This is a genomic window from Streptomyces sp. NPDC008086 (assembly GCF_042957325.1).
Taxonomy (GTDB): domain Bacteria; phylum Actinomycetota; class Actinomycetes; order Streptomycetales; family Streptomycetaceae; genus Streptomyces.
In genome coordinates, this window is record NZ_JBIBIA010000005.1 from 210,778 (window position 1) to 222,655 (window position 11,878).

Consider the following 11,878-nt stretch of genomic DNA (forward strand, 5'->3'; position numbering starts at 1 on the left):
TTGGACGTGGCAGGACGACCACGTGGTCAGTCTGACACCGGCCGGGGGGATCGGCGAACGCAGCGAAGGCGCCCCGGGGAGCGGGCCGCCGCGGCGCCGGACCGGCGTGCGGCCGGCTGGGAACCGGCGCGGAACGGTCGAGGAAGCGACGAGGAAGCCGCAGGCTGATATGTCTGGCTTCTCCATATATGCGATTCTGGTGGGTGGAAGCGACCGGGGCGGCGGGAGGTGGTGCCCCGATCCCCTTCGGCACCTCCGGCACGGACGGGAGGTAGGCGCGGACATGCCGCACGACGGCCGTGCCCGGACCGGAGTTTCGGCGCCGGGGGCATGGGAGGTCGGCACCGCGGGCACCGGTTCACCGCCTACGGAGCCGGGGGCCGCCACGAGCGACCGCGCTCTGGCGTTCGCCGGTGCCGCGCTGGCCGCCGTCTACGCGCCGACGGCCGGGGACGAGGAACTGCAGCTGCTCGAAACGGTCGGCGCCACCCACGAGTACCGGCTGCCGGAGCGGCTGTCCGTGGCGGGCGGCTCGGCCGCGACCCACGCCTTCCGCACCGACCGCCCGCTGTGGCTGAACGCCGCCGCCCTCGCCTCCTACCCCGTGGGCGCTCCCACGCCCCCGCGCGCCAGGTCGGCCTCGCTCGGCGCGCTGCCCCTGGAGCGGGAGGGCACCCGGCTGGGCTGCCTCGTCGTCGTGGGCGCCTCCGCCGACGGCTTCGACGCCGGACAGCAGCGCTTCCTGGAGCGGTACGCCGATGCCGCAGCCGGCCTGCTGCTGGCCGAGTCCGGCCGGCCCCCGCAGCCGTTCCTGCTGAGCCGTGCCCTGCGGAGCCTGCGCGTCGGCACCTTCGTCCTGGTCCCGGACACCGGCCTGATCGAGGCCGACGGCACCCTGCTCGAACTGGTCGGCACCACGCCCGAGGACTTCGACGGCAAGGCCGACACCCTGCTCGCGCACGCCCTCCCGGAGGACATGCCCGCGCTGATGTCGGTCCTGGAACCGTCCGCGCAGGCGCCCGGCCGACGGGAACTGGAGTTCCGGGTCCGCTGCCCCACCGGGGAGATGCGCTGGCTCAGCCTGATCTGCCGGGTGCTGGGGCACACCGACGAGCAGCCCGAGCAGGTGCTGGGCGTGGTGACGGCCACCTCGGTCAAGAGCCGCAGCGCCGACGACGTCTCCCGGATCCAGTGGCTGACCGCGGTGCTCGACGACGCCGCGACGGTCCGGGACGTCGGCCACGTGGCCGTCGCCGCGCTGCGCGAGCCGCTGGGCGCCGACCGGGTGGCGCTCGCCGACGTCCGGGACGACCGGCTCGTGGTCACCCTGCTCGATCCGCCCCAGCCCGACGCCTGGCCGCAGTTGTGGCGCGCCCAGTGGCGCGCCGAGTGGCCCGACGCCCCGGTCAGCGCCCTGCCCACCCTCCAACTGGCCCTGCGCGACGGCCGGATGGACCTCTGGCCGGCCGGTACCGCCCTCGAACCCGGACTCGCCGGCATCGGCCCCGGAGGCCTGGCCGTCCTGCCGCTCCCGGCCAAGGGCCGGGTCGCCGGGGTGTGCCTGGTCGGCTGGGACCAGCCGCACGAGTTCATCCCCGAGGAGCGATCCCTGCTGACCGCCACCGCGGCCCTGATCGGCCAGGCCCTCAAACGGGCGCACGCCTACGACGCCGAGCAGGAACTCGCGACGATGCTGCAGCGCAGCCTGCTGCCCCGGCGGCTGCCCGAACTCCCCGGCGGCACCGCCGTCGCCCGCTACCTGCCCGCCCGACGCGGGCTTCAGGTGGGCGGCGACTGGTACGACGTCATCGCCCTGTCCGAGGACCGGGTCGCGCTGGTCATCGGCGACGTGCAGGGACACAGCGCCGGAGCCGCGACGATCATGGGCCAGATGCGTACGGCGGTCCGGGCGTACGCGGTCGAGGGACACCCGCCCGACGTGGTCGTCTCCCACGCCAACCGCCTCCTCGTCGGCATGGAGACCGACCTCTTCGCCACCTGCTGCTATGTCGAACTCGACATGGAGGAGGGCAACACCCTGGTCGTCCGCGCCGGACACCTCTCCCCGCTGCTGCGCCACCCCGACGGCCGTACCGAGGAGGTGGAGGTCGAGGGCGGACCCCCGCTGGGGGTGCTCGCCGAGGCGGAGTTCCCCATGACCGCGCTCGCCCTGACCCCCGGCACCGTGCTCGCCCTGGTCACCGACGGTCTGGTCGAGGCCGCCGACCTGCCCCTGGACGTGGGCATGGAGCGCACCCGCGTCGCGCTCGCCGCCGCCGACCCCGCGGATCCGGCCCGGATGGCCGACGCGCTGCTCGGCGACATCGGCCGGCGCGAGGACGACGTGGCGCTGCTGCTGCTGCGCTACGACGGCATGAAGACCCGGCCGATCCGGGCCGGCTGGGTGGTGTGGCGACTGCCCGACGCCGTCATGCACGCCCGGCGCTTCACCGCGCGCACCCTGCGCCGGTGGAACGTCGAGGACGCGGCCGACGCGGTGCTGCTCGTCGTGTCCGAACTGGTCACCAACGCCCTGGTGCACACCCAGGGCTCCGTACGCCTCGACCTGATGCTCCGCGGGGACCGGGTCCGGGTCTGCGTGAGCGACTCCTCGCCGCGCGCCCCCGCCAAGCCGGTGATCGTGGACTGGGAGTCGACGGGCGGCCGGGGGCTGCTCCTGGTCGAGGCGGTGTCGGACTCCTGCGGCTCGGTGCCGGTCGCGGGCGGAAAGCAGGTGTGGAGCGAGGTCACCGTGGACCGGGACGATCCCGCCCCCGCCGAGCCGAGTCGCTGAACGGAACGAGGCGAGCTGCGATGAGAACCCGTACGCTGCACGTGATCGCGGCGCTCGTCGCGGGCCTCATGGCGGCTTTCCTGACGGCCTGCGGCGAGGACGACGGAGGGGGCTCGGAGAGCTTCACGGTCGGCCTGCTCCTCCCCAACCGGGTCACCCCGCGCTGGGAGCACTCCGACAAGCCCCTGATCGAGCAGCGGCTCAAGGAGCTGTGCCCCGACTGCACGATGGTCTACGCCAACGCCGAGAACGACGCCGCGCGGCAGCGGCAGCAGATGATCTCGATGATCACCAACGGCGCGAAGGTCCTCATCCTCGACCCCGCCGACAGCAGGGCGGTGCGCTCCTCCATCCAGGAGGCGCGGCGGGCGGGCGTCCCGGTCATCGCGTACGACCGCCTCGCTGAAGGCCCGATCTCCGGCTTCGTCAGCTTCGACGGTGCACAGGTCGGCCGGCTCCAGGGCGAGGCGCTGCTGAAGGCCATGGCGGAGCGGGGCAGGGGCAGAACCGTCGTGATGATGAACGGCGATCCGAGCAGCGCCAACGCGGCGTGGTTCCGCGACGGCGCGATGTCCGTCATCTCGGGCAAGGCGAAGATCGCCCGGTCCTACGAGACGGCGGGCTGGAGCCCGCAGAACGCCCACGCCAACATGACCGCCGCGATCTCCGCCCTCGGTGCGGACCGCATCGACGGCGTCCTGGCGGCCAACGACGCCATCGCGGCCGGTGTCATCTCGGCGTTCAAGAAGGCCGGCGTCGAGGACCTCCCGCCGATCACCGGCCAGGACGCCGACCTGGAGGCCGTACGGCGCATCGTCAAGGGCGAGCAGTACATGACGGTCTACAAACCGTTCGAGAAGGAGGCCGCGGCAGCCGCCGCCATGGCCGTCGCCGTGGGGCGAGGCGAGGGAGCCCGCGACGCCTCCACGACGACGATCGACAGCCCGACCACCAAGGACATCCCGTCCACCCTGCTCACCCCGAACCTGGTGACGGCCGACAACCTGAGGCAGACCCTCGTCAACGCCGGCCTCTACACCGTCGACCAGATCTGCACCCCGCAGCTCCGCGCGGCCTGCGACGACGTCGGCCTCACCAGGTGAGGACGACTGGTCGGCGCCACTCCGCGGGAGCAGCATGGAAGAGCAGCGACCCAGGGAGGTCAGCCATGAAGACCGGAGCCTCGGACTACGACCGCTGGCTGTACTCGCACACCCCCTCCCAGGCCGAGGGCGAACGCGACGAACCCGCGGAGCGCACGGCCATGGAACAGCACCCGGACGTCCCCAGGACCGAGCCCTCCCAGGCCGAGGGGGAACGGGACGATCTCACGGCCCCGTGATACTTTGAACGTGTTCAGAAAACAGGGGGTACTGGTCATGCGTGATCCGATCGTCGCGGCCCGGCAGGACTCGCCCGCCGTCGCCTTGGGGCCCACCGCGCTCGTCCTCGGCGTCATCGCCGCTGTGACGTCGTTCGTCTTCTCTCCGTTCGCGCTGATCGCCGGCGGCCTGGCCGTCACCCTCGGCGCGGCGGGCATGCACTACGCCTGCCAGGGCGTCGGCCGGATGTGGACCGCCACGCTCGGCACGCTGCTGGGAACCGTCGGGGTCCTCGGCATCGCCGCCCTCCTCGGGGCCTGGTCCGTCTAGCCGGCCTGCTCGCCCGACGCCGAGGCCAGCGGTGCGCCCAGGGCCACCGGGGTGCCGAAGTTCGCAGTGCCGTCGGCGTTCCAGGTGAACTTCTGCGCGTACGTCAACCTGTACCTCGCCTCGACGCTGCGCCGGCCGGAGCGGGGTCTCGTCATCGAGCAGAGCAGCGACTTCCCGGCCGAGGGGGTCCGCACGCTGACGTTCCGGGAGGGCGGCGGCAGGCTCGACCTGAAGCTGCGGGTGCCCTCCTGGGCGACGGGCGGCTTCACGGTCGCGGTCAACGGGGTACGGCAACGGGTCGCGGCGACGCCCGGCACGTACCTCACCCTGAGCCGGACTGGGTGCGCGGCGACCGGGTCAGCGTCACCGCGCCCTACCGTCTGCGCATCGAGCGAGCATTGGACGATCCCGGTGTGCGGTCGGTCTTCCACGGGCCGTTGCTGCTGGTCGTGCGCAGCGACGCGACGCGGTTCCGGACGTTCTCCTTCTACAAGGACTTCACGCTGCGGGGCGATCTCGCCGACGCGACCCGCCCCGCTGGCCGCCCGCAGCACTTCACGACCCACGGCCTCAACCTCGCCCCCTTCCACCTCGCCGACGACGCCCGCTACCACGCCTACTCCAGACGAGCCGAACCCCTCGTCGTGTTCGGCACGAGCGACTCCGGCGTACCGAACCGGGCTCGCGGCGACGGCCTGACCTTCCTCGACGTCCTCTGGGAGCAGGCGCCCTTCGCGTCGTCGGGCGGCTTCGTGGCGGCGGTTCGCACGCTCGCCGGAACCTGGCCGGCCGAGGGCCTGTTCACCGCCGCCGAATGGGACCGGGTCGTCTCGGCGGCGGTCAGCGCGGACCTGAGGAGCCGTTCGTAGCGCGGTACGCCCACTGCGGTGCCCAGACCTCGCCCTCCGGAGGCTCGTGGTGGACGGAGGCCAGGTGCTCCCGCACCGCCGTCAGCGCCGGGTGCGGATTGTCGGCGCGCCAGAGGATCGAGTGCGGGTAGACCGGCGTCGGGCCGCGCAGCGGGATCAGCCGCATGTCGTAGCCGGCCGGCCAGACGAGGGGAGTCTGGGTGCCGAGGAAGGTCGCCAGGGTCGAGGAGGCGGCGATCGTGTCGATGAGGGCCTCGACCCCGAAGTTGGGGCCGGTCGCCTCGATGGTCAGCCCGAAGTCGGCGGCGAGCGCGTCGTAGTACGCGGTCCACTCCGCGCCGGGCACGTTGCCCGGCATCCAGATCCGGTGGCCGGCCAGCTGGGCGGGAGAGACCGAGGCGGCACGGGCGAACGGATGGGCCGGGCCGGTGAACAGATGGATCGGCTCGTCATGGACCGGCGTGAACTCGATGCCGTCCGGGATGCGCTGCCCCGGCATGGCGACCGCCCGGAACGTGGCGTCGATGGCGCCGTCCCGGACGGCCGCCAGGGCCTCCTCCGCGCCGGGCAGCGTCACGATGTCGAGGGCGATCTCGGGGTGCGCACGATGGAAGTCGCGCAGGTGCCCGGCCAGCGCGACCCGTCTGCCGACCACGTCGATCCGCAGGGCACGGCTCCCGGGACGCACCGACGCCCGCGCCCGCTCCTCCGCCTGCAGCAGCGCCCGCGCATGGGACAGGAACGCCTGCCCGTCTATGGTGAGCCCGGCCCCGCGCGGCGTGCGCGTCAGCAGCCGCACCCCGATCTCCCGCTCCAGGGTGGCCACGCGCTTGGACACGGCCTGCTGAGTGAGAGCCAGGTCCACGGCGGCCTTCTGGAACTGCCCGGCGTCGGCGACGGCGACGAAGGTGCGTACGGCGTTGAGGTCCACCCCCGCCACCCTAGACGTACAACCAGGCGTTGTTCATCGCGGCCGGAGGTGGCTAGAAGCCGTCCACGCCCAGCTCGGTGATCCCGGCGTAGAGCCAGCTCCACACCTCGCCGCAGGGCGTCTCACGGTCGAAGAGGCCGGGGGACAGCTCGTCGATCTCGTCCATGAACACCTCCGCCACCGCGTCCTGGCCGCCCTCCACCAGGTAGGGGTGCCAGCAGGCGTTGCTGTAGCGGTAGACGGCCTCCAGGACGCGGGTGAAGACATCGAGGTCCGGGGCGAGCCGCACGAGTGTCCTGTCGGTCAGGCCGTCCAGGCGGCTCCAGATGTGCACGGACCCGTCGTGGCGGTGCAGATACAGGTCGCCGTAGTCGACCGTGCCGAAGGTGATCAGGTCCGAGGCGGTCACCCCCTCGGGCAGGCCGTCACCCGGCAGCTCCTCGTCGGTCGGTGGACGCATGGCCTCGGGCCGTCGGGCCTCGTACTCGGCGCCGTGGCACAACCACATCGTGGGCAGGCCGACGTCCCTCAAGAAGCGCCTGCTGCCCGGGTGTTCGAGCCCCGCGGGCAGCTCGCTCTCGGGTATGCGCAGCACATACCGCTCACCGAAGGCGTCGTCCACCCGGTCCGCGGTGAGCGGGCCCTGCGGCCGCCGTACCTCCGGTTCGGTCTCGGGCAGCGCCTCGTCGGCGGAGCCGCCGTCGATGCCTTCGCCGCGCGGCCAGTCCCGCAGGACCTCCGCGTCCGTCTCGACCACCGCCAGGCCCGAGGCGCTCTGGACGAGATGGCGGGTCCTGCCGCCTTCGGCGGCGACCGCGAACGCACCCTCCCAGCACTCCGGTGCGGTGAGGTTCCATTCGTTCAGCTCGGGTGCGTCGAGAGCCTCCCGTGACAAGGGCGCTTCCGGCAGCTTCTCCTCGCCCCGGAGCCTCACCCGGTCCCCCGTCTCCGCGTCGAGCCAGAGACAGCCGCGCCAGTCCGTCGCCACCTCGATGAGCAGCCGACCCTCGTGCAGACGCCGGTGGACCTGGTAGTAGTCGCCGTTCAGGCTCGGGTGGGCCACGAACCAGTTGGCGGGCCGCCACCACGCCCACACCGTCCGCCACGGCATGCCCGGTTCGGCCTTCGCGAGCCCCTCGGCGTACTCCTCGTGGCCGGTCGCCTTGGCCGCGAAGTGCAGCCAGGAGGCGAACTCGGCCCGTGTCACGTCGTCGCTGCCGAAGATCGCCTCGGCCTGGAGGAAGACCTCCCGCCCCGTGTCCTGCCCACGGTCATCGGCGGCGATGTGGTCGCGCACCGCCTCGCGGTCGGCGGTCAACAGCCGTGCGGGGTCGGCCAGTACGTCGTCGAGCTCCTCGTTCATGCGGTCATCGTGTCATCCGCCACTGACAATGCGACGAACGTTGCGGCGAGTCCAGAGGAGCGTAAGTTCACACTGATGAACATTGCTCACGTGGGTGTACAGCACTGAGTCCATCGTGCGACGCTCGGGCAACTCCGTTCTCCCGACCACCAGTTGGAGGGCTCAGCATGAGTGTTTCCCGGCGTACTGTGCTGGCCACGGCGGCCGGTGCCGCGGCGACCGTCGCTTCCACCGCGACGGCCGCCTCCGCGGCACCGGCCGCGGCCGCCGAGCGCACACCGGCACCGACCCTGCGCAAGCTCCGCGCGGCGGCCGACTACGCCGTCGAGAAGCTCCACGCCGTCGCCCCGACCGTGACCGCCTTCCCCGTCGGCACGAAGTTCGAGAAGTGGGCCTACTCGCAGAACGGCGACTGGGTCGGCGGCTTCTGGCCCGGAACCCTGTGGATGGCCTGGCTCCACAGCGCGGACGACACCTTCCGCGACCTGGCCCTGACCTCGGGGAAGAAGCTGGCCCCGCGCCAGTACGACACCGGCACGCATGACCTCGGCTTCCTCTTCTACCCGTCCTGGGTCACCGCCTGGCGGCTCACGGGCGACGACGCCTGGCGCACCGGCGCCGTCCGCGCCGCCGACTCCCTGATCCAGCGGTACAACCCGCGCGGGCGCTTCATCAGAGCCTGGGGCGCGTTGGACGATCCGAGGAACGCCGGCCGGGTCATCATCGACACGATGATGAACCTCGACCTGCTGGCCTTCGCGAGCGGCCAGACCGGCGACGGGAAGTACCTGGACATCGCCGTGGAGCACGCGCGGACGACCCGGCGGGTCTTCCCCCGCTCGGACGGATCGACCCCGCACGTCTACGACTTCGCCCCGGACACCGGTGCGCCGGTCGGACCGAACACCGTCCAGGGCTACAGCCCCACGTCGTGCTGGTCGCGGGGGCAGGCGTGGGGGCTGTACGGGTTCACCACGATGTACCGACGCACCGCGGACCCTGAGTTCCTGGCCACCGCGCGCCGACTCGCCGACTTCGCGGTGGGCGCGCTCACCCCGGACCACGTGCCCGTGTGGGACTACCGGGCGCCGCAGCAGCCGTACGACATCAAGGACGCCTCGGCCGGGGCGATCATGGCCTGCGGCCTGCTCGACCTGGCGGCCGCAACCGGTAGAGCCGCCTACCGCGAGGTGGCGCTGCGGCTCCTCACCGCCCTGTCGGAGACCTGCCTGACCAGGAACTCGACCCGCGCGGAGGCCGTCGTGGCCCGCTGCACCCGCAACCGCCCGGCCGAGGACGGGATCGAGATCTCGCTGCCGTACGCCGACTACTACCTGCTGGAAGGCATCCTGCGGGTGCTGCGGCCCCACGACGTCGACCGGGCGATCGACCTCTCCACGGTCTGACGGGCGGCCATCCGGGTCAGCCCACGATTGAGTCCAGCTGTTCGACCGCCGGGCGCAGCGCCCACAGGTCGCCGCCCGGCGGCACGCCCCCGCAGCCGCGGGGTTTCACACAGGTGGCGTACCCCCTGTGGCGGCCGCACCGGACCCGCAGGAGTGTCGGGGCCACGGGCGGGCGGACCCACGCACCCGGCGACGGGAGGCCGAGAGGATCACCATGCGGCGCTATCCACCGATCGGCGATCACGGGCTGGTCGGAGACCTCCAGACGGCTGCACTGATCTCCTCCGAGGGCGTCGTCGACTGGTTCTGCGCCCCGCGCTTCGACTCGCCCAGCCTCTTCGCCGCGCTGCTGGACCACGACCGGGGCGGCCACTTCGCGATCACGGTCGAGGGGGAGGACGTCACCACCCGCCAGCTGTACGTCGCCGACACCGCCGTCCTCGTCACCCGCTTCCTCACGCCGGACGGGGTCGGCGAGGTCGTCGACTTCATGCCGGTGGAGGCTCCGGAGACCGCCACCGACGTGCACCGTCTGGTCCGGGTCATGCGGGTGACCCGAGGCCGGGTCCGCTTCACGCTCGCCTGCCGGCCCCGCTTCGACTACGGCCGCGCCGACCACCGCCTCGACCTGCGCCCGGACGTGGCACACTTCGCCGGCCCCGGCACCGACGCGTACCTCCAGGCCGCAGGGCCCCTCGCGCTGGAACGGGACGGCGCGGACGTCGGGGCGGTCGTCGAGCTGCGGCACGGTCAGCGGGCGGCGGCGGTACTGACGGTGTGCGCGACCGGAACGCGACCGCCGGCCCCGCCGACCGCCGAGGGCCTGCGCGCGGACTTCGACGCGGCCCGCTCCTTCTGGTACCGCTGGATCCGCCGCAGCCGCTACCGGGGGCGCTGGCAGGGCATGGTCAACAGGTCCGCCATCACCCTCAAACTCCTCACCTACGCCCCGACCGGCGCCCCCGTCGCCGCGGTGACGGCGGCCCTGCCCGAACAGCCCGGCGGCGAACGCAACTGGGACTACCGCTACACCTGGGTGCGCGACGCGTCCCTGTCGATGCAGGCCCTGCTCCGCCTCGGCTTCACCGACGAGGCGTACGCCTTCCGCCAGTGGCTGGGCGCCCGTCTGAAGTCGGGCCGCACGGTCACCGGCGAACCCCTGCAGATCATGTACCGGATCGACGGGGACCCTCATCTCGCCGAGGAGACCCTCGACCACCTGGAGGGATACCGCGGCTCGTCCCCCGTCCGTATCGGCAACGGCGCCGCCGAGCAGCTCCAGCTCGACATCTACGGCGAGGCCGTCCACGCCCTCAGCCACACCGACGACCTCACCCACATGGCCGGCTACGACGGCTGGCTGGAACTGGCCGGACTGCTGGACTGGCTGACCCGGAACTGGGACCGCCCCGACGAGGGCATCTGGGAGACCCGCGGCGGGCCGAAGGACTTCACGTACAGCCGCCTGATGTGCTGGACGGCGTTCGAACGCGGCATCCGCCTGGCGCGCGACTACGCCCGCCCCGCCGACCTGGCAGGCTGGACGACCGCCCGCGACACCATCCTCCACCAGGTGATGGAGCGTGGCTGGAGCAGCGAACGCCGGGCATTCGTCCAGCACTACGGCAGCGAGGTCCTGGACGCCTCACTGCTCCTGATGCCCGCGGTCGGCTTCATCACCCCGCGCGACCCCCGCTGGCTGTCCACCCTCGACGCCATGGAGGCCGAACTGGTCTCCGACAGCCTCGTCCACCGCTACGACCCGGCCGCCTCCCCCGACGGCCTGCGCGGCCGCGAAGGCACCTTCTCCCTGTGCAGCTTCCTGTACGTGGATGCCCTGGCCCGCGCCGGCCGCGTCGACCTGGCCCGCTACGCCTTCGACACGATGCTCACGTACGCCAACCACGTCGGCCTCTTCGCCGAGGAGATCGGGCCCACCGGCGAACAACTCGGCAACTTCCCGCAGGCCTTCACTCACCTGGCCCTGATCGGAGCGGCCCTCGCCCTGGACGAGGAACTCGAGCGGACGGAACGCTGACGGCGTGCCCCTGCGCGGGCCGGGGGGGCTCCGCGGCGGTTTCAGGAGGCGGGCCTGGGGTCGATCCACAACGCCTCGGAGACGGCGCACAGTTCACCCTCGGTCGTGGCCAGCGCCGCGCCCATCCTGTGCTTGCGGCCGGACTCCGACAGCAGCCACGCATAGGAGATGTACGGCTCGCCCGTGGTGACCGGTCGCAGGATCCTGCCCGTGAGGGACGCGGTGACCGCGCCCGGGCGCTGGGTGCCGAGGAAGCGGCCCGCCCAGTTCCCCGGGCAGTCAAGGGCGCCCCAGACGAGGGCGGGCGGCAGCAGGCCGTCCGGGCCGGCGAAGGCGGGGGACGGGGTCCAGGCGGAGGCCACCAGGCCGGCATCCGGCACCGGGGCGCAGTACACCCGCAGACCGCGGTCGGCGGGGCGCAGGCCGCAGCCGAAGCAGTCGACCACGCCCGACGGCGGCGCCGCCCGGAACCACTCGGCCGCGTCGGCCGCCTGGTCCCAGGACGGCGCGGCCGGCGCGTCGGGCGACAGTTCGGCGGGGCGCGCCACGGCGAGGGGCCGCTCGACGTCGCCCAACTCCACACCGCCGTCCGCCGTTTCGGCGATCCGTACGGGGGTCCCCACGGGCACCGGGCCACGGAAGTCGACCCGCACGGTCCCCGCCCCGGATCTCTCGGCCAGCACGCCGGCGACGTAGCCGCCGAACGCCACCTCGGGGTAGCCGGAGTACAGCTCGGGCACCACGATCGCGTCACTCGTCGTCATGATCCCCACTTCACCACAGCCGGACTTGCCCAGGGCCTCCCCGGGTGTGCGTCGGGCCCCC

Annotated in this window: 10 protein-coding genes and 1 pseudogene; 8 read left to right on the forward strand and 3 right to left on the reverse strand. The window is 72.7% G+C overall.

The annotated features are described in order from the left end of the window. The first annotated feature begins 283 nt into the window (after positions 1-283). From ACFZBP_RS18870 to ACFZBP_RS18895, 6 genes and pseudogenes are all read left to right on the forward strand, one after another. A complete protein-coding gene (locus tag ACFZBP_RS18870; protein WP_391414396.1) occupies positions 284-2,794 on the forward strand; it encodes a SpoIIE family protein phosphatase in 2,511 nt (836 codons plus the stop codon). A 20-nt stretch (positions 2,795-2,814) separates the two neighbouring features. Continuing rightward, the gene (locus ACFZBP_RS18875; protein WP_391414398.1) at positions 2,815-3,897 is read left to right on the forward strand and encodes a substrate-binding domain-containing protein; all 1,083 of its coding nucleotides are present in this window, start codon (positions 2,815-2,817) and stop codon (positions 3,895-3,897) included. A 65-nt stretch (positions 3,898-3,962) separates the two neighbouring features. Next, the gene (locus ACFZBP_RS18880; RefSeq protein WP_391414400.1) at positions 3,963-4,136 is read left to right on the forward strand and encodes a hypothetical protein; all 174 of its coding nucleotides are present in this window, start codon (positions 3,963-3,965) and stop codon (positions 4,134-4,136) included. Positions 4,137-4,173: 37 nt separating this feature from the next. Continuing rightward, entirely contained in the window at positions 4,174-4,446 is a 273-nt protein-coding gene (locus tag ACFZBP_RS18885; RefSeq protein ID WP_391414402.1) for a hypothetical protein, read from the forward strand. A gap of 84 nt (positions 4,447-4,530) precedes the next feature. Next, a pseudogene (locus ACFZBP_RS18890) lies at positions 4,531-4,725 on the forward strand (hypothetical protein); the annotation flags it as partial. Between the two features lie 62 nt (positions 4,726-4,787). Continuing rightward, positions 4,788-5,315, forward strand: coding sequence for a hypothetical protein (locus ACFZBP_RS18895; protein WP_391415138.1), 528 nt, complete (start codon positions 4,788-4,790; stop codon positions 5,313-5,315). On the opposite strand, the gene ACFZBP_RS18900 is transcribed toward ACFZBP_RS18895, so the two are convergent. Next, positions 5,287-6,246: a LysR family transcriptional regulator gene (locus ACFZBP_RS18900; RefSeq protein ID WP_391414404.1), complete on the reverse strand. Its 960-nt coding sequence runs from the start codon at positions 6,244-6,246 to the stop codon at positions 5,287-5,289. The two genes, ACFZBP_RS18895 and ACFZBP_RS18900, sit on opposite strands and share 29 nt — an antisense overlap. Positions 6,247-6,298: 52 nt before the next feature. Next, on the reverse strand, positions 6,299-7,609 hold the full coding sequence (locus tag ACFZBP_RS18905; RefSeq protein WP_391414406.1) for an SUKH-4 family immunity protein: 1,311 nt from the start codon (positions 7,607-7,609) through the stop codon (positions 6,299-6,301). A gap of 167 nt (positions 7,610-7,776) precedes the next feature. Between ACFZBP_RS18905 and ACFZBP_RS18910 the strand changes: the two genes are divergently transcribed. Beyond that, on the forward strand, positions 7,777-9,015 hold the full coding sequence (locus ACFZBP_RS18910; protein WP_391414408.1) for a glycoside hydrolase family 88 protein: 1,239 nt from the start codon (positions 7,777-7,779) through the stop codon (positions 9,013-9,015). 214 nt (positions 9,016-9,229) lie between these two features. Then, positions 9,230-11,053, forward strand: a complete 1,824-nt coding sequence (locus ACFZBP_RS18915) for a glycoside hydrolase family 15 protein (protein WP_391414410.1) — start codon at positions 9,230-9,232, stop codon at positions 11,051-11,053. Positions 11,054-11,094: 41 nt separating this feature from the next. On the opposite strand, the gene ACFZBP_RS18920 is transcribed toward ACFZBP_RS18915, so the two are convergent. Further along, positions 11,095-11,817 carry a hypothetical protein gene (locus ACFZBP_RS18920; protein WP_391414412.1) on the reverse strand — a complete coding sequence of 241 codons (723 nt, stop codon included), beginning with the start codon at positions 11,815-11,817 and terminating at the stop codon, positions 11,095-11,097. Between the last annotated feature and the right edge of the window lie 61 nt (positions 11,818-11,878).